The 17,784-nt window shown below is 71.0% G+C and carries 15 protein-coding genes; 7 read left to right on the top strand and 8 right to left on the bottom strand.

Annotation, left to right across the window (positions count from 1 at the left end):
• The first annotated feature begins 78 nt into the window (after positions 1–78).
• Positions 79–2,655 (top strand): oxidoreductase, encoded by a 2,577-nt coding sequence (locus Aru02nite_RS24370; protein ID WP_239076915.1) that lies wholly within the window; start codon positions 79–81, stop codon positions 2,653–2,655.
• 93 nt (positions 2,656–2,748) lie between these two features.
• Complete coding sequence (locus tag Aru02nite_RS24375; RefSeq protein ID WP_239076916.1) at positions 2,749–4,038, top strand: phospholipase D-like domain-containing protein; 1,290 nt, start codon at positions 2,749–2,751, stop codon at positions 4,036–4,038.
• Between the two features lie 60 nt (positions 4,039–4,098).
• Here the strand turns inward: Aru02nite_RS24375 and Aru02nite_RS24380 are convergent, their stop codons facing one another.
• From Aru02nite_RS24380 to Aru02nite_RS24410, 7 genes are all read right to left on the bottom strand, one after another.
• Positions 4,099–4,446, bottom strand: a complete 348-nt coding sequence (locus Aru02nite_RS24380; RefSeq protein WP_203661587.1) for an antitoxin — start codon at positions 4,444–4,446, stop codon at positions 4,099–4,101.
• A 139-nt stretch (positions 4,447–4,585) separates the two neighbouring features.
• Positions 4,586–4,789, bottom strand: coding sequence for an antitoxin (locus Aru02nite_RS24385; RefSeq protein ID WP_239076917.1), 204 nt, complete (start codon positions 4,787–4,789; stop codon positions 4,586–4,588).
• Between the two features lie 221 nt (positions 4,790–5,010).
• Entirely contained in the window at positions 5,011–5,454 is a 444-nt protein-coding gene (locus Aru02nite_RS24390; RefSeq protein ID WP_203661589.1) for a heat shock protein transcriptional repressor HspR, read from the bottom strand.
• A gap of 10 nt (positions 5,455–5,464) precedes the next feature.
• A complete protein-coding gene (gene dnaJ, locus Aru02nite_RS24395) occupies positions 5,465–6,625 on the bottom strand; it encodes a molecular chaperone DnaJ (protein ID WP_203661591.1) in 1,161 nt (386 codons plus the stop codon).
• 25 nt (positions 6,626–6,650) lie between these two features.
• Positions 6,651–7,379 (bottom strand): nucleotide exchange factor GrpE, encoded by a 729-nt coding sequence (gene grpE, locus Aru02nite_RS24400; protein WP_203661593.1) that lies wholly within the window; start codon positions 7,377–7,379, stop codon positions 6,651–6,653.
• Positions 7,376–9,259 carry a molecular chaperone DnaK gene (gene dnaK, locus Aru02nite_RS24405; protein ID WP_203661595.1) on the bottom strand — a complete coding sequence of 628 codons (1,884 nt, stop codon included), beginning with the start codon at positions 9,257–9,259 and terminating at the stop codon, positions 7,376–7,378. Before dnaK ends, grpE begins: the two co-directional genes overlap by 4 nt.
• Before the next feature lie 176 nt (positions 9,260–9,435).
• A complete protein-coding gene (locus Aru02nite_RS24410) occupies positions 9,436–10,095 on the bottom strand; it encodes a hypothetical protein (protein WP_203661598.1) in 660 nt (219 codons plus the stop codon).
• 687 nt (positions 10,096–10,782) lie between these two features.
• Between Aru02nite_RS24410 and Aru02nite_RS24415 the strand changes: the two genes are divergently transcribed.
• From Aru02nite_RS24415 to Aru02nite_RS24430, 4 genes are read left to right on the top strand one after another with little or no spacing between them, the layout of a single operon-like run.
• Positions 10,783–13,032, top strand: a complete 2,250-nt coding sequence (locus Aru02nite_RS24415) for a (Fe-S)-binding protein (protein ID WP_203661600.1) — start codon at positions 10,783–10,785, stop codon at positions 13,030–13,032.
• A 10-nt stretch (positions 13,033–13,042) separates the two neighbouring features.
• On the top strand, positions 13,043–13,681 hold the full coding sequence (locus Aru02nite_RS24420) for a hypothetical protein (protein WP_203661602.1): 639 nt from the start codon (positions 13,043–13,045) through the stop codon (positions 13,679–13,681).
• Between the two features lie 5 nt (positions 13,682–13,686).
• Entirely contained in the window at positions 13,687–15,069 is a 1,383-nt protein-coding gene (locus Aru02nite_RS24425) for a hemolysin family protein (RefSeq protein ID WP_239076925.1), read from the top strand.
• Positions 15,066–16,091, top strand: coding sequence for a hemolysin family protein (locus Aru02nite_RS24430; protein WP_203661604.1), 1,026 nt, complete (start codon positions 15,066–15,068; stop codon positions 16,089–16,091). Before Aru02nite_RS24425 ends, Aru02nite_RS24430 begins: the two co-directional genes overlap by 4 nt.
• Positions 16,092–16,258: 167 nt before the next feature.
• Here the strand turns inward: Aru02nite_RS24430 and Aru02nite_RS24435 are convergent, their stop codons facing one another.
• Positions 16,259–17,044, bottom strand: a complete 786-nt coding sequence (locus Aru02nite_RS24435) for an SDR family NAD(P)-dependent oxidoreductase (RefSeq protein WP_203661606.1) — start codon at positions 17,042–17,044, stop codon at positions 16,259–16,261.
• 125 nt (positions 17,045–17,169) lie between these two features.
• Here Aru02nite_RS24435 and Aru02nite_RS24440 point away from each other — a divergent pair, with 125 nt between their 5' ends.
• Positions 17,170–17,772 (top strand): acyl-CoA-like ligand-binding transcription factor, encoded by a 603-nt coding sequence (locus Aru02nite_RS24440; RefSeq protein WP_203661608.1) that lies wholly within the window; start codon positions 17,170–17,172, stop codon positions 17,770–17,772.
• The last annotated feature ends 12 nt before the right edge of the window (positions 17,773–17,784 follow it).

Consider the following 17,784-nt stretch of genomic DNA (forward strand, 5'->3'; position numbering starts at 1 on the left):
AAGTACGTGCGTCTCGTGCGGGCGCACGTATCTGGCGGTCTGTTGACGGCCGTCACTGGATCGTCATACGCTCGGGACGTGCGGATCGCGGTCATCGGAGGCGGACCCGGCGGGCTGTACTTCGCGGCGCTGGCGAAACGGCTCGACCCCCGACGCGACATCACCCTGTACGAGCGCAACCCCGCCGGCCGCACCTTCGGCTTCGGCGTCGTCTTCTCCGACGAGACACTCGGCGGCATCGAACACGCCGACCCCGAGGTGTACCAGGCCATGGCCGCCGAGTTCGCCCGCTGGGACGACATCGACGTGCACTACCGCGGCACCGTCACCACCTCCGGCGGGCACGGGTTCGCCGCCCTCGGGCGCGTCCGGCTCCTCGACATCCTCCGCGAACGCTGCCACCACCTCGGCGTACGGATCGTGTGCGGTGCGGCGCCGGCGGCGGCCGAGCTGGCCGCGGAGTACGACCTGGTGGTTGCGGCCGACGGGGTGCACTCCGCAACGCGGGAGACGCACGCCGACGCCTTCCGGCCCGAGAACGAGGAGCGCAGCTGCCGGTACATCTGGCTCGGCACCGACCGGGTGTTCGACGCCTTCACGTTCTGGATCGCCGAGACACCACACGGGGTGGTGCAGGTGCACGCCTACCCGTACGACCGGACGTCGTCGACGCTCATCGTGGAGATGGCGGAGGACGTGTGGCGGGGGCACGGGTTCGACGTGTTGTCGGAGTCCGGGGGCAGGGCCGGGGACGGCGACGCTGGGGCTGGGGCGGGAGACCAGGCTGGGGCTGGGGCTGGGGCTGGCGAGCGCGCGACAAGGTCAGGAATCGATTGTTCAACTGTTGAACTGTTCAACAATGAGACAGTTGAACAGTTGAACAAAGCGACAATTGAACAATCGATAGTCGCCCAATCCGACCGCCTCACCCCACCCCCCACCACCACCCCACCCGACCCCACCAACGACACCTCCTCCATAGCCGCCTGCCAAACCCTCCTGACCCCCCTGCTCAACGGAAAAACGTTGCGCGGCAACGGTTCCCACTGGATCCGGTTCACGACCGTACGGTGTGCCAACTGGCGCCACGGCAACATCGTGCTGCTGGGCGACGCCGCACACACCGCGCATTTCTCCATCGGCTCCGGTACCAAGCTCGCCATGGAGGACGCCCTGGCCCTGGCCGCCGCCCTCACCGAACAGTCCACTGTGGACGATGCGCTGGCCGCGTACGAGGCGGAGCGGCGTCCGGTGGTGGAGTCGACGCAGCGGGCGGCGCAGGCGAGTCTGGAGTGGTTCGAGCGGATCGGGCAGTACGCGGGGCAGGATCCGGTGCGGTTCGGGTTCAACATCCTGACGCGGTCGCGCCGGGTGACGTTGGACAACCTTCGGCTGCGGGATCCGGAGTTCGCGGCGCGCTGTGCCGAGTGGTACGCGACGGCGGAGGTGGCGCGTGGCGTGACGCCGGGGCCGCCGGTGGTGCGGCCGCCGATGTTCCAGCCGTACCGGTTGGGCGGGTTGGTGTTGAAGAACCGCGTCGTGGTGTCGGCGATGGACATGTACTCGGCGGTGGACGGCGTGCCGGGCGATTTCCATCTGGTGCATCTGGGGTCGAAGGCGCTGGGCGGGGCGGCGTTGGTGATGACGGAGATGGTGTGCGTGTCGCCGTCGGGGCGGATCACGCCGGGCTGTGCGGGGTTGTGGAGCGACGAGCAGGGCGCGGCGTGGCGGCGGATCGTGGACTTCGTGCACCGGGACAGTACGGCGCGGATCGGTGTGCAGTTGGGCCATTCCGGCCGCAAGGGGTCGACGCGGCTGATGTGGGAGGGCATCGACGAACCGTTGCCGGAGGACAACTGGCCGGTGGTGGGACCGTCCCCGATCCCTTACGCGGCAAGGAATCAGGTGCCGCACGAGTTGACGGTGCCGGAGTTGCGCGCGATCCGGGAGGAGTTCGTGGCGGCGGCGCGGCGGGCCGCGGACGCCGGCTTCGACGTACTGGAGCTGCACTGTGCGCACGGGTACCTGTTGTCGTCGTTCCTGTCGCCGCTGACGAATCACCGCACCGACGCGTACGGCGGGCCGCTGGCGCACCGGCTCCGCTTTCCGCTGGAGGTGTTCGCCGCGGTACGCGCGGTCTGGCCGGCGGACCGTCCGGTGACGGTGCGGGTGTCGGCGACGGACTGGGCGCCGGGCGGTACGGACGCGGACGACGCGGTGGCGATCGCGCGGGCATTCGCGGCGGCGGGGGCGGACGGGATCGACGTGTCGACGGGGCAGGTGGTGAGCGACGAGCGCCCGGCGTTCGGCCGTTCGTACCAGACGCCGTATGCGGACCGGATCGCGAACGAGGTGGGCCGGGAGACGGGGTTGACGGTGATCGCCGTCGGCGCGATCTCGTCGTACGACGACGTGAACTCGATCCTGCTCGCGGGCCGCGCGGACCTGTGCGCGCTGGGCCGCACGCACCTCTACGATCCACAGTGGACACTGCACGCCGCGGCCGCCCAGGGGTACGCGGGGGCGGAGTGGCCGGTGCAGTTCCGGGCGGGTTCGCGTCCACCGGCCGCCGGTCGTACGGATGCGGCGCGGCCGCGGTTGTCGCTGGTCACCGAGCCTGCGGCGACCCGGCACGAGCGCTGGCGCCCTTCGTAGATTTCTGTAGCGATCGGCGTGTATTGCGTAGTTTTCCTTCGAGGCGTAGGTTCCGATCGGCCCGGTTTCCCTGTAGCGACAGGAGGAATCACCGTGCGCTGTCGACCCCTCGTCCCCCTCGCCGCCGCCGCGCTCGTCGCGCTGGCGCTCCCCGCGGTCGGGCCCGGCCCCGCGTCCGCCGCCACCACCCCCGAGCCCGTCGTCGGGCACGCCGTCTTCAACGACCCGACCGGCACCGCGGCCCAGCAGAACGCGGTGTTCACGCAGCTCGCCGGCCTGATCGAGCGGGTACCGGCGGGCCAGGACATCGAACTGTCCACGTACGGCTTCGACGTCGTCGGTACCAGCGGCGCGCCCGACCTGGCCGCCGACCTCGTCGCCGCGCACGACCGCGGCGTCAACGTACGGATCATCGTCGACCACGCGTCCGCCGGGAACGCGCCGGTCGGCACGCTGCGTACCGCACTCGGCAACGACGACACCAAGCCGTCGTACCTGGTGGACTGCAAGGACCAGTTCCCGACCGGGCCGGACCGCGGCTGCATCGGCACCCGGCAGTACACGTGGCCGGGCACGACGACCCCGACGTACGCCTACAACCACAACAAGTTCGCGCTGTTCTCGCAGGTGGCGCTCGCCTCGGGCACCGTGTCCGACGTGGTGTACCAGGCGTCGGCGAACATCGGCACCTGGGACGCGGCGAACTCGTACAACAACGCGTTCACGTACACCGACGCGCGCACGTACGGCGCCTACCACCAGTACTTCGACGATCTGCGCAGCTACCGGCACAGCAGCGCCGGCAACAACGACTACTACACCGACTCGGGTACGGGCACCGAGTATCGCGTGTTCTTCTTCCCGCGGCACGAGGCGGCCGGCACGAGCTTCACCGACTCGTCCACGGACACCGTCTACAACATCCTCAAGTCGGTGGCCTGCACGCACACCAACCCCGATGGTACGAGTCACCAGACGCTGGTGCGGGTGGCGAACTGGGCGCTCGACCGTACTGACGTGGCGCAGCAACTGAACGCGCTCGCCAACGCCGGCTGCTGGGTCGACGTCGTCTACTCCAACGTCAGCTCCGGTGCCGCCGCCGCGCTCAACGCCACCAAGAACCTCCAGGTGACGAAGTGCGACTACACCGTGAACGGGCAGCGCGAACGGGTGCACTCCAAGTACATGCTGATCAACGGTGGCATCACCGGCGATCCCGGCGCGCACCTGTGGACCGGCAGCCCGAACCTCGCGTGGGGCGAACTCCGGCAGGCCGACGAGGCACTGCTCCGGGTACTCGACCAGGGCGCGCACGACGAGTACCTGAACAACTTCTGGTCGGTACGCGACACCTGCCGCGCCAACGGCGGCATCGTCAAGTGACGTACGGCGGCGGCCGTGCCCACGCCGGTCGCCGCCGGAGTCCCTACTGCCGCAACGGAATCAGCCCCGCGCGGAGTCGTCCCGCTCGCCGGAACCAGAGCCGTTACGGGAAGCAGAGCCGTTACGGGAAGCAGAGCCGGAACCCGACCCGGGAGCGGAGCCGGAGTCGTCGGCGGCGCGTTGCTCGGCGAACCGGTCCAGGCTCTCCTTCGCCCGGCCCACCCCGGTGTCGATCTTCTCCGAGTACTTCCCGTTGGTCTTGCCGTCCAGGTAGCCGGCCGCCTTGTCGAGCTTCGCGTCGATCGTCTCGTTGTGCTCGGCGGCAAGGTCACGGGCTCGTTCCGTGGCCTTCTCGGCGAACTCGGTGGCCCGGTCGGCGAACTCGTCGAACTTGTCCTTCAGGCTCATCGGGTCGTCCCTTCGCATGCCGGCGTCGACTCCCAATGATGCCTCGCCGGCCGGACGATCCGGCGTGTCCGCCACGACACTCCGGTACGCAAAAGGCGGGGTGCGGCAGCACCGCACCCCGCCCACGTACCAACGACCGTCACTGCTGGTCGTCGCCGCCACCGGCCCAGTTGCCCATGGCGTCCTTGCCCTTCTCCGCAGCGGAGTCGAGCTTGTCGCTGTACTTGCCGCCGGTCTTCTCGTCGGCCATGTCACGTGCCTTGTCCACGCCCTGCTCGGCCTGGTCGGAGTGCTCGCCGAGCATGTCCTTGGCCTTGTCCTTCATGTCGTCGAATTTGTCCATCATTCCCATGAGGGCTCTCCTCCTCGACGTCACTGTCAGGCGAAGGTGATCGCGGTGTTCCCCCCGAACCTCCGCGCCACCGACGCTACCGCCGGGGCCGGACGTACCCGGTGGCTTCCGGCGAACCGGACCACCGACCACCCGGACGATGGACATTCGCTCGTACCGGCACGAAAAATGGCCGGCGGGTCCGTGCCCCACCGGCCACCGTCGGGTGAACCTCAGCCCTGCCGGCGCCGCTCCTGGCCCCGCGGCCGCCAGACCACGAGCGCCGTCTCGCGCGTCGGCACCAGATCCCGCCCGTACGAGGCGGACATGGCCTGGACCTCGGCGAGCCGCTGCTGTGCGGCCAGCAGCTGGTCCTCCAGCTCGGCGATCCGGCCCTGCATCAGCCGGGTCGCCTGCTCCAGCTCGATGATGCGCTTGATGCCGGCGAGGTTGACGCCCTCCTCCTGGGAGAGGCGCTGGATCTCGCGCAGCAGAGCCACGTCCCGCGCGCTGTACCGCCGGCCGCCGCCCGCGGTACGCCCCGGCTGGACCAGCCCGAGCCGGTCGTACTGCCGGAGGGTCTGGGGGTGCATGCCCGCCATCCGCGCCGCCACCGAGATCACGATGACCTTGGCGTCGGACGTGCCCTCGACGTTGATGAAGAACTCGGTGACCATCCCCTACTCCTCATCGCTCCTGGCGCCGCACGCGGGCGTCGATCGAGGACCGCGGCGCGGCCGGCGTCTCGGCAGCGAACTCGGCCAGCGCCTTGCGCGCCCGCTCGGACAACTCCGGCGGTACTGCCACGTCCACCGTCACCAGCAGGTCGCCCGCACCCGACCTCGCCGGTACGCCCTTGCCACGGACGCGCAGCTTCCGGCCGCTCGGCGTACCCGGTGGAACCCGGAGGGTGACCACACCGTCCACAGTGGGCACTCGCAGGTCGGCACCCAGCGCCGCCTCCGCGAACGTCACCGGCACGGTCAGCGTCAGATCGTTGCCGGAGCGGCCGAACAGCTCGTCCGGCTTCACGTGGACCAGCACGTACAGGTCGCCGGCGGGACCGCCGCGTGCACCCGGCTCACCCTTGCCACGTACCCGGATCCGCTGCCCGTCGGACACCCCGGCCGGCAGCCGTACGGTCAGCGAACGCGCCTTGGTGACCCCACCGGTCCCGCGGCACTCCGGGCACTTCTCGTCGACCACGGAACCCGTGCCCTGGCAGTCCTTGCAGGGCTCGGAGAAGCTGAACGCGCCCTGGTTGCTCGTGGTCAGCCCGCTGCCGCGGCAGGTCGGGCAGGTGCGCGGCGACGTACCCGGCTTGGCGCCGGTGCCGTGGCACAGGTCGCAGACGCCCGGCGCGCGCAACGTCAACGGCAGCGTCGTGCCGAGCACCGCGTCGCTGAAGCCGATGGACACCTCGGCCTCGATGTCCCGGCCGACCCGGTCCGTCGTACCGCCGCCGGGGTGCCGGCCTCCGCCGAACAGCGAACCGAACAGGTCCGAGAACCCGCCCGCCCGGCTCTGCGCGTTGCCCAGCAGGTCCGACAGGTCGAACGGCATCCCACCGCCGCCACCGCCGCCGGACCCGCCCCGCCGGAACGCGCCCGCGCCGAACATCGACCGGGCGTCGTCGTACTCCTTGCGCTTGTTCGCGTCGGAGAGCACCGAGTACGCCTCGGAGACGTCCTTGAAACGCTCGCGCGCCGCGTCGTCACCGGGGTTGTGGTCGGGGTGCAACTCGCGGGCGAGCTTCCGGAACGCCTTCTTGATGTCGCTTGAGGACGCGTCCTTCTCGACACCGAGAACCTTGTAGTAGTCCTTCTCCAGCCAGTCCTTCGTGCTCATGCGGGCACACCCCCTTCCACGTCTCTCAGCTCTCCGACCCGCTGTCCGCGCCGGACTCCTGCTCGGCGGCCGGCTCGGTCTCCGCCGGACCGGACGGGTCCGGGTCGGCGACGGCCACCATCGCCGGGCGCAGCATCCGCTCGCCGTGCCGGTACCCGCGGCGCATGACCATGACGCAGGTCGGCTCGGTGACGTCCGGCGACAGCGAGTGCGCCACGGCCTCGTGGTGCATCGGGTCGAACGGGTCGCCGGCCTCGCCGTACGGCGTGAGCCCGGCCTTCGTGAGTACGGACACGAGCTGGTCCGCGACCGCGGCGAACGGGCCGACCAGGTCACCGTGCTCGCGCGCCCGGTCCAGGTCGTCCAGCACCGGGAGGAGCGACGAGAGCAGCGCGCCGGTCGCCTGTTCGCCGGCCAGCGCACGGTCCCGCTCGACCCGACGCCGATAGTTCGCGTACTCCGCGACGACGCGCTTCAGGTCGCTGGTGCGTTCCTCCAGCTCCTTGCGCAGCGTCTCGACGTCCGCGGACAGCTCGGCCGGTACCTCGACGGTCTCGGCGGGAGCGGCCTGCTCGACCGGCTCGGCGGACTTCTCGGGACCGCCCTCGCTGGTACGCGGCTGGGTCCCGTTCGGATCGATGCGGCGCCGGTCGCGCACTACTATCCGCTCCTCGCTTTCCTGTTCCTCATCGCGCGGGGCGGCGCCCCCGGCCGGGGCCGGGGGCACCTTTCCCGCGTCGTCGCGCTGGGTCACTTCTTGTCGTCCTCGTCCACGATCTCGGCGTCGACGACGTCGTCCTTGCCGGCGTTCGCCTGCGCGCCACCGGTCGCACCGGCACCCGCGGACGTACCGGCGGAGGCGTCCTCGCCACCGGCGGAGGCACCATCACCGGACGGCTGGCTCTGCGCGTACATCGCGGAACCGGCCTCCTGGGAGACCTTCGCGAGCTTCTCCTGCGCCGTCTTGATGGCCTCGACGTCCTGGCCGCCGAGCGCGCCACGCAGCTCGCCCAGGGCCTCCTCCATCTCGGTCTTCTTGTCGGCCGGGATCTTCTCGCCGTGCTCGGCCAGGAACTTCTCCGTCTGGAACTGCAGCCCCTCGGCGAGGTTGCGCGTCTCCGCGTCCTCGCGGCGCTTCTTGTCCTCGTCGGCGTGCTCCTGCGCCTCGCGCATCATCCGCTCGATGTCCTCCTTCGGCAGCGAGGAGCCGCCGGAGATGGTCATCGACTGCGCCTTGCCGGTACCCATGTCCTTGGCGGACACGTTGACGATGCCGTTCTCGTCGATGTCGAAGGACACCTCGATCTGCGGTACGCCACGCGGCGCCGGCGGCAGGCCGGTCAGCTCGAACGTGCCGAGCTTCTTGTTGTACGCCGCGATCTCGCGCTCGCCCTGGAACACCTGGATGAGTACGGACGGCTGGTTGTCGTCGGCGGTCGTGAAGATCTCCGAACGCTTCACCGGAATCTTGGTGTTGCGCTCGATGAGCTTCGTGAACACGCCGCCCTTGGTCTCGATGCCCAGCGACAGCGGGGTCACGTCGACCAGCAGGACGTCCTTGACCTCACCCTTGAGTACGCCGGCCTGGAGCGCGGCGCCGACGGCGACGACCTCGTCCGGGTTGACGCCCTTGTGCGGGTCCTTGCCGGTCAGCTCCTTGACCACGTCGGTGACCGCGGGCATCCGGGTCGAACCGCCGACGAGGATCACGTCGTCGATGTCGTCGACCTTGATCCCGGCGTCCCGGATCGCCTGCTCGAACGGCGCCTTCGTCCGGTCCAGCAGGTCCTGCGTCAGCCGCTGGAACTCGCTGCGGGACAGCGACACGTCCATGTGCAGCGGCCCGTCCGGCCCGGCCGTGATGTACGGCAGGTTGATCGTGGTGTTGGTAGTCGCGGACAGCTCGATCTTGGCCTTCTCGGCGGCCTCCTTGAGGCGCTGCAGGGCCATCTTGTCCTTGCCGAGGTCCACGCCGTGCTGCCCCTGGAACGTCTGTACCAGGTGCTTGATGACGCGCTCGTCCCAGTCGTCGCCGCCAAGGTGGTTGTCGCCGTTGGTGGCGAGCACCTGGATGACGCCGTCGCCGATCTCCAGCAGCGAGACGTCGAACGTGCCGCCGCCGAGGTCGAAGACCAGGACGGTCTCTTCCTTCTCGCCCTTGTCCAGCCCGTACGCCAGCGCCGCGGCGGTGGGCTCGTTGATGATGCGCAGCACGTTGAAGCCGGCGATCTCACCGGCCTCCTTCGTCGCGGTGCGCTGCGCGTCCGAGAAGTACGCCGGGACGGTGATCACGGCGTCGGTGACCTGCTCACCGAGGTACGCCTCGGCGTCGCGCTTCAGCTTCTGCAGCGTGCGCGCGCTGATCTCCTGGGCCGTGTACTTCTTGTCGTCGATGGCGACCGACCAGTCGGTGCCCATGTGCCGCTTGACGGACCGGATGGTCCGGTCCGGGTTGGTGATCGCCTGCCGCTTCGCGACCTCGCCGACGAGCACCTCGCCGTTCTTGGCGAACGCGACGATCGACGGCGTGGTCCGCGCGCCCTCCGCGTTCGCGATGACGGTGGGCTCCCCACCCTCCAGGACGCTCACCACCGAGTTCGTCGTCCCGAGGTCGATGCCGACCGCACGTGCCATGTTGTGTTCCTCCGTTGCTGAGCCATGTGTCGAGTTGAGCGAACCTGACTCAATGCTGACGCGCAGATCCGTCAGCGTCAACTGACTTGAGCCGGCCACACGCAACTCTCATGGTTCCACAACGCGGACCCCGCGCCGACCATTCCCCGCCCTCCGGCGGCCCGATGGGACCGGGGTCACCGCCGCCCGGCGGGAGGCGACCCGAGCACCGGCAGATCCTCGCCCCCTGGTACGACCGGGAGCTGGTCGGTGCGCGGCTCGTCCGGTTCCGCCCGGCGACGGCCGGACCGGCGCGGCGCATCCGGTACCGCGGACGGGCCCGAGCGGGCGACCGGCGGGTGGAACAGCGCCTCGCGTACGCGGGCGGCGGTGGACTCGGACGGCACCTCCGGCGCGTCACCCCAGCCGACCGGCGCGTCGTGCCGTTCACCGACCACCGCCGTACCGGGTGCGGCGCGCCGGTCGCCGTCCGCCGCCCGTTCACGCCGGGCGGCGGGGAACGCGTCGGACAGCGCGTGCCGGCCGGGCCGGGAGACGGCGGGCGCGACCTGCGCCGGCGCACCCGGCCGCAGCGGTACGGATCCGGCGCCGCGGGGCGGGCCGGCGGGCGGCGGGGCGCCGGGACGCGCCGCGCACACGTCCCCGAGTACGCCGTCGGCGACCTCCCAGGTCGGGCACGGCCACGGCGACCGGCACCGGGCGCAGTCGGCGCCGAGCAGGGTGTCGGGCTGGTGGCCGTGCCACAGGTCGGCGGCGAGCGACCACGCGGTCCGCTCGACGACGGCGACCGGCGCGTCGACCGGCGGCGGATCGTCCAACGTGTACGGGCTGCGCATCGGTGCGGGTACCTCCTCTGTCCGCGGCGGATGCCGCGGCGGGCTGGCGGGGGCCCCGACCGGGGGTTCCCGCGGTCGAGGCACTGCCGCCTCCACCTCTCCAGCGGCCCGTACGGTGTGCACTCCGCGCGGGCCGTGCGGACCCCGGCGTACCCCGGTGCCCTGGTTCCTGCGGGGCTGGGTGCCCCCGCGGTCGGACCGACGGTGCCGCCGTCCCGGCCGGGCGGTCGGACCCGGCTGTCCCGGGGCGACCTACTCGGGATAACGGACCACGACCGAGAGCGGTCACGCCAACACGTCAGGTGATATCAGCAGCACACGTGGGTCGTAACGGACGCCGCGCCAGCCCGGGACGCCAGCGGTGAACGCGCCCCGTCGCGTACGGCCGGGAACGGCACGGCACGGCCTAAGAGGTCCTCACAGAAGGACTGTCGGCGCCTGGCGGACTCAGGACGACGCTGCCGACGTTGTCGGCACAGTCGCGTACAACACCGGTATGCGACTGCACCTCCGCCTTGACAGCCCCGCCCTGAGCCTCGCCAGCCAACCGACGCCTCTCTGTTGGACCTCTAAGGTGATGCGCACCGGCCGACCACGACGCGTACGCGCGAAAGGGTGGGCGGGACGCTAGGCTACCGACGAGTAATAAGCTGTCGGCAGCCGTCAACCCCGGGAGGAACGCGGACCATGCACGCGCTCCAGATCGTCGCCACGGTCGTGGCGTGGCTGGCCTTCGTCGCCGCCGTCGTCATGGCAGCCCGCGCCGTACGGCACTTCGTCCGGCTGTTCCGGGTGGGCGCCGCGGACCCGGACCGGTTCACCGACAAGGGCCGGCGTACCGGCACGATGCTGCGCGAGATCCTCGGGCACACGCGGATGCTCAAGTGGACCCGGATCGGCGTCGCGCACTGGTTCGTGATGGTCGCGTTCGGCGCGCTGATCTTCACGCTCGTCGAGGCGCACGGCGAGGTGTCGAACCCGCGGTTCCACTGGCCGCTGTTCGGCGGCTGGGCCGTGTACGGGCTGGTCATGGAGCTGATCGCGGGGCTGTGCTGGCTCGGCATCTCGTTCCTGATCGTCACGCGGTGGATCAACCTGCCGCGCTGGAAGTCCCGGTCCCGGTTCCTCGGCTCCACCGCCTGGCAGGCGTACTACGTCGAGTGGACGGTCTTCACGATCTGCGCGTCGATCTTCGCGATCCGCGCGTTCAAGGTGGCCGCCGGCGACTTCCCGTACCCGACGTGGGCGACGCCGCTGTCGCACGGGCTCGGCGCGCTGTTCTCCGGGCTGTCCGAGTCGACCGCGCTGAACCTGGTCACGGTCGCCGCGCTGGTCAAGATCCTGGTGTCGTGGATCTGGTTCATCGTGATCTCGCTGAACCTGACCATGGGCGTGGCCTGGCACCGGTTCCTCGCGTTCTTCAACATCTTCTTCAAGCGGAACGCCGACGGCGCGGTCGCGCTCGGCCCGCTGCGGCCGATGATGTCCGGCGGCAAGCCCCTCGACTTCGAGGAGGCCGACCCGGAGAAGGACCCGTTCGGGGTCAGCCAGGTCGAGCAGTTCACGTGGAAGGGCCTGCTCGACTTCTCCACCTGTACCGAGTGCGGCCGGTGCCAGTCGCAGTGCCCGGCGTGGAACACGGGCAAGCCGCTGTCGCCCAAGCTCATGATCATGTCGCTGCGGGACCACGCGCACGCGAAGGCGCCGTACCTGATGGCGGGTGGTGGCAAGGACGCCGCCGGCGAGGAGACCGCGACCCAGGAGCAGCTGGCGGGGGTGGACGCGCTGGCGCTGGCCGAGGCGGACCGGCCGCTCATCGGCGGCCCCGACGACAACGGGATCATCGACCCGGACGTGCTGTGGTCCTGCACCACCTGCGGCGCCTGCGTCGAGCAGTGCCCCGTCGACATCGAGCACGTCGACCACATCGTCGACATGCGGCGGTACCAGGTGCTCATCGAGTCGAGCTTCCCGACGGAGGCCGGCGTGATGCTGCGGAACCTGGAGAACAAGGGCAACCCGTGGGGCGCCAACCCGAACACCCGCGAGGACTGGACCAAGAGCCTCGACTTCGAGATCCCGCGGGTGGGCAGCGACGAGGCCGCCGACTTCGAGTACCTGTACTGGGTGGGGTGCGCGGGCGCGTTCGACGACCGGGCGAAGAAGACGGCGAAGGCCGTGGCCACGCTGCTGCACGAGGCGGGCGTGAAGTTCGCGATCCTCGGCGAGGGCGAGACGTGCACGGGCGACCCGGCGCGGCGGATGGGCAACGAGTTCCTGTTCCAGATGATGGCGCAGCAGAACGTGGAGACGCTGAACGAGGCGTTCGAGGGGCGCGAGGGCAAGGCGCAGCGGAAGATCGTCGCGTCCTGCCCGCACTGCTTCAACACGCTGGGCCGGGAGTACCCGCAGGTGGGCGGGGAGTACTCGGTGGTGCACCACACGCAGCTGCTGGCGGACCTGGTGGCGGCGGGGAAGTTGACGCCGGTGACGCCGGTCGACGGTGGCGTGACCTTCCACGACCCGTGCTACCTGGGCCGGCACAACCGGGTGTTCGCGCCGCCGCGTGAGGTACTCGGTGCCGTGGCGGATGCACGAGCGTCGCAGGTCGGCTCGACCGGGGACGGCGCGGCGGCGGACGGCGGTGGCGTGACCGAGATGTCCAGGTTCGCGGAGCGGTCGTTCTGCTGCGGTGCGGGCGGCGCGCGGATGTGGATGGAGGAGCGGATCGGCAAGCGCATCAACATCGAACGGGTCGAGGAGGCCCGGTCGACCGGTGCGAAGACGCTCGCCGTGGCCTGCCCGTTCTGCATGACGATGATGTCGGACGGGGTGAACGCGACGAAGCCGGACGGGGTGGACGCGGAGCAGGACGTCGAGGTCGTGGACGTGGCGACCGTACTGTTGCGGTCGCTCGGCGACGGCGCGCGCGGGTAGGCTGCCTGTCGTGGAACGCGGGGCCGGGCAGGACGGCGAGGATCACCTACCCGAGGTGGGTGGACCGGCCGGAGAGCGTGGCGTGCCCGGCGAACCCCGCGTCAACGGGCGGGAGCCGAGACTGGCGGCCAACCCGGTCGATCCCGCCGCCGACCCGGACGCCCCGCTCCCCGACCCGGACGACGCGGCGTGGATCCGCCACAAGCCACCGTTCTACTACCAGCCGCGGGTCCTGCTGGCGTTCCTGATCGTGATCCTGTTCGTGGGTGCGGTGGCGCTCGCGTCGCGGCACCCGACGTGGCCGCCGAAGGCGCAGTGCGGCACGCCGGCGATGGCGAGTTCCACCGACCACGTCAAGAAGGGCTACCCGGTGTACTGGGCGGCCACCGGCGCGGCGGGCACGTACGCGGTGACGTTCGGGGCGAAGTCGGCGCGGATGTCCGGCGGGAAGCTGGTGGTGACGGGCAGCGAGTCGATGGCGGAGGGAGCGGCGTTCGTGGTGCGGCAGCCCGCGACGCTGACCGGCTGCCGGTGGATCGCGCACGTGACGAATCCGTTCCCGACGGGTGAGTACCATCTGCGGCTGTTCCGGATCTCCGGGGACACGGCGACGCAGGTGGCCGCCACCCGGGTCGACTCGGACGGGTGATCGCGCTGTCGACGTGGCTTCCGCTGGTCGCCTTCGTGCTGCTCACCGGGGCGAACGCGTTCTTCGTCGTGGCGGAGTACTCGCTGGTCACGGCGGATCGGGCGGTGATCGAGCAGCGCGCGGCGGGCGGTGACCGGCGGGCGCGCGGGGTGACGGCGGCGTTCCGGACGTTGTCGTTCCAGCTGTCGGGCGCGCAGCTCGGGGTGACGCTGAGCGCGCTGCTCACCGGTTACCTTGCGCAGCCGGCGCTGGCGCGGCTGCTGAAGCCGCTGTTCGCGGGGCTCGGTGGCGCGGCGGCGGCGAACATCGCGGCGGTACTCGCGCTCGTGGTGGCGACGCTGTTCTCGATGCTGTTCGGTGAGCTGATCCCGAAGAACGCGACGTTGGCGAAGCCGATGGGCGCGGTGCTCGCGGTGACGCCGATCCTGCGCGGCTTCTCGGCGGTGTTCGGCTGGCTGATCCGCATCCTGAACGGTTCGGCCAACGCCGTCGTACGGCGGCTCGGGGTGGAGCCGCAGGACGAGCTGGCGAGTGCCCGTTCGCCGGAGGAGCTGGGGCTGCTGGCGGCGATGTCGGCGCGGGCCGGCGCGCTGCCGCGGGAGACGGCGATGCTGCTGCAGCGCACGATCCGGTTCGGCGACAAGCGGGCGGCGGAGGCGATGACGCCGCGGGTGGACGTGGTGGCGCTGCCGGCCGAGGCGACCGTGACCGACCTGTTCGAGGCGGCGCGCGAGTCGGGCCGCAGCCGCTTCCCGGTGTACGTCGACACGCTCGACCAGATCGTCGGGGTCGCCGCGATCAACGACGCGCTCGCCGTACCACCGGGTCGGCGGCACGCCACCCTGGTACGCCGGGTCGCGCGCGAGCCGGTGTTCGTACCGGAGTCGCTGGACCTGGACGGGGTGTTGTCGGCGCTGCGCAGCGCGGACCGGGACCTGGCCGTGGTGGTCGACGAGTACGGCGGCACCGACGGGGTCGTGACGGTCGAGGATCTCGTCGAGGAACTGGTCGGCGACATCGAGGACGAGTACGACGAGGCGGGTGTGCTGCGGCACGGGCCGGAGTCGGCGCCGCTGGCCGCAACGGGCGAGTCGGTGGACGTGACCGCGCCGGGCGTGGACCCGGCGAAGCTGGTGCCGGGCGTGCTGCGCGCGGACGAGTTGGCCGAACAGACCGGTTTCCGGCTCCCCGAGGGGCCGTACGAGACGCTCGCCGGGTTCCTGATGGCCGAGCTGGGGCACATCCCGGTGGACGGCGAGACGGTGGCGTACGAGGGCTGGGAGTTCAGCGTGACGTCGGTGGAGCGGCACCGGATCGAGCAGGTACGGGTGCAGCCGCCGGCCGACTGGGAGCCGCCCAGCGGGTACGTGCCGGAGGAGTCGGCGTGAACGTCGGTGCGCTGGTCGTCACGGTGGTCCTGCTGGCGGGGAACGCCTTCTTCGTGGCGAGCGAGTTCGCGGTCATCGCGTCGCGGCGTACGCAGATCCAGTCGGCGGCGTCGCAGTCGCGGCGGGCCCGGTGGACGCTGTCGGCGATGGGGCAGCTGCCGCTGATGGTGGCGGGCACCCAGCTCGGCGTGACGATCTGCTCGCTGGGGCTGGGTGCGGCGGCCGAACCGGCGATCGCGCACCTGCTGGTGGTGCCGTTCGAGTGGGCGCACCTGCCCGAGGATCTGGTACATCCGGTCGCGTTCGTGCTGGCGCTGGCGATCGTGACGTACCTGCACACGGTGCTGGGCGAGATGGTGCCGAAGAACCTGACGCTCGTCGGGCCGGAACGCGCGGTGCTGTGGCTGGGTCCGCCGCTGCTGGCGTTCTGCACGGTCACGAAGCCGGTACTGGTGGCGGTGCAGTGGCTGGCCGGGTTGGTACTCAAGGCGTTCCGGATCGATCCGCCGGACGAGGCGAAGACCGTGTACACGGCGGAGGAGCTGGCCGGTCTCGTCGCCGAGTCGCGTACCGAGGGTTTGTTGGAGGAGTCGGAGCACCAGCGGATCTCGGGCGCGCTGGCGCTGACCCGGCGTACGGCGCGGGAGGCGTTGCGGCCGTGGCGCGAGGTGGTCACGGTGCCGGACGACATCTCGCCGGCGGCGCTGGAACTGACCGCGACGCGCACCGGACGGTCCCGGTTTCCGGTGGTGGCGCGGGCTTCCCGGCGGGTGACCGGGTTCGTGCACGTGAAGGACGTCCTCGACGTCACCGGTACGGCGCGGCGCCAGCCGATCGCGGCGGAGGTCGTACGGCCGCTGGCGGTGGCGCCGCCGGACCGTACGCTGGCGGACCTGTTGCTGTCGATGCGCCGGGACCGCCACCACATCGTGCTGGTCGGCAGCGGCGGCGAACCCCTCGGCATCGTCACGCTGGACGACGTACTGTCCGCGGTCGTCGGGAGCGCCACGCCGGCCCGATGATCCCGGCCACTCCTTGCCCGCGCTGACAACCGTTCCCGGGGTACGGAGAGTCCTCCCGGTGACCGGACCGTCCCGTGTGGACGGTCCGGTCACCGGGCTCCCCGGGTCCGGACCGGGGTGTTCCGGGCCCGGGGCCACACCCGGTCGTACGCGGTGAGCGGGCGGGGTCAGATGCTCTTGAGGGTGCCGCCGTCGATGACGAAGTCGGCGCCGGTGATGTTGCGCGCGCGGCCGGATGCCAGGAACAGCACCAGATCGGCCACCTCGGCGGGTTCGCTGACCCGTCCGGTGGCGACGGACATCGCCTCGGGCAGGATCGTGTCGAGTACCTCGTCGGGGGTGGCGCCGGACGGTCCGCCGACGATCTCGCCGAAGCCGCCGGGCGCCGTCCACATCGGCGTACGGACCAGTCCGGGCGAGACGACGTTGGCGCGGATGCCGTCCGCGGCGTACGACTCGGAGACGACCTTGCTGTAGTTCGTCAGTGCGGCCTTGGCCGCGGAGTACGGGGCGACGAACGCGGCGGGCAGCTTGGCGTTGAGCGAGCTGACCGTGACGATCGAGGCGTTGTCGCGGCCCTTCATGGCGGGGATGGCGGCGCGCGTGGCGCGGACCGCGCTGTACAGGGTGATGTCGAAGATGCGGTGCCACTGCTCGTCGGTGAAGTCGATGACGGACGCGGCGGGCTCGCTCGCCCCGACGTTGTTGACGAGCACGTCGACCCCGCCGTACGTCTCGACGGCGGTGGCGACGAGCGCGGCCGGTCCGTCCGATGTGGACAGATCGACCGGTACTGCGGTGACGCCGCTCAGCGCGGCGAGCTCGGCGGTGACGGTACGGGCGCCGGCGACGACGTGCGCCCCCTCGGCCGCGAACGCGGCGGCGACGGCGAGGCCGATGCCCTTGCTGGCGCCGGTGACGACGACGGTCTTGTCGGTGAAGCTGGTGTCCATGCGGTCCAGCGTGCCGGCGGGGCGAGTGCTCCGTCTGGCAGCTTTCGGACCCGTCGTTCGGACCCGACAAAAGTGCGTGCCACGAATTCTTGCGTGCCGCGCACGTTTACGGTTAGGCTCGGTGCATGGACACGACGCGTACCGGGGGACTGCGGGAACGCAAGAAGGAGCAGACCCGCGCCGCGCTGAGCTGGGCGGCGCTGCGGCTCACCGTCGAGCGCGGCTTCGACAACGTCAAGGTGGAGGACATCGCCACCGAGGCCGGCGTGTCCCCGCGGACGTACAACAACTACTTCTCCAGCAAGGCGGAGGCGATCGTCTGGCGCCACCTGAACCGGGCGCGGCAGGCCGCCGACGTGATCCGGGCGCGGCCCGCCGACGAGCCGCTGTGGGACGCGGTGACCGCCGCCGTCCTCGCGCACGCCGGATCCGAACACGACGAACCCGACCCCGAGTGGACCGCCGGGGTACGGCTGATGATGACCGAGCCGGCGCTCCTCGGCGAGATGCACAAGGCGTACGCGGCGGCCAACGACGCCTGCGCCGAGGCCATCGCCGAACGCATCGGCGCCGACCCACACGACATGTACCCGAGGCTGGTGGCCGGGGCGGTCGGTGTCGCGACCCAGCTCGCCAGCGAACTGTGGCTGACGGCCGACCCGCCGGTACCGCTGGCGGCGTTGCTGCGCGACGCGCTCGACGAGCTCGGCGGCGGCCTGGCCCGCTGACCGTGCGGGTGC

Source organism: Actinocatenispora rupis (genome assembly GCF_016861975.1).
GTDB lineage: Bacteria > Actinomycetota > Actinomycetes > Mycobacteriales > Micromonosporaceae > Actinocatenispora > Actinocatenispora rupis.

Excerpts from the sequence above, each read along its gene's own strand:
- Aru02nite_RS24380 (WP_203661587.1), bottom strand. The coding sequence starts at position 4,446 with ATGAGCCTGAAGGACAAGTTCGACGAGTTCGCCGACCGGGCCACCGAG.
- Aru02nite_RS24385 (WP_239076917.1), bottom strand. The coding sequence starts at position 4,789 with ATGGACAAATTCGACGACATGAAGGACAAGGCCAAGGACATGCTCGGC.
- Aru02nite_RS24390 (WP_203661589.1), bottom strand. The coding sequence starts at position 5,454 with ATGGTCACCGAGTTCTTCATCAACGTCGAGGGCACGTCCGACGCCAAG.
- dnaJ (WP_203661591.1), bottom strand. The coding sequence starts at position 6,625 with ATGAGCACGAAGGACTGGCTGGAGAAGGACTACTACAAGGTTCTCGGT.
- dnaK (WP_203661595.1), bottom strand. The coding sequence starts at position 9,259 with ATGGCACGTGCGGTCGGCATCGACCTCGGGACGACGAACTCGGTGGTG.
- Aru02nite_RS24410 (WP_203661598.1), bottom strand. The coding sequence starts at position 10,095 with ATGCGCAGCCCGTACACGTTGGACGATCCGCCGCCGGTCGACGCGCCG.
- Aru02nite_RS24415 (WP_203661600.1), top strand. The coding sequence starts at position 10,783 with ATGCACGCGCTCCAGATCGTCGCCACGGTCGTGGCGTGGCTGGCCTTC.
- Aru02nite_RS24435 (WP_203661606.1), bottom strand. The coding sequence starts at position 17,044 with ATGGACACCAGCTTCACCGACAAGACCGTCGTCGTCACCGGCGCCAGC.
- Aru02nite_RS24440 (WP_203661608.1), top strand. The coding sequence starts at position 17,170 with ATGGACACGACGCGTACCGGGGGACTGCGGGAACGCAAGAAGGAGCAG.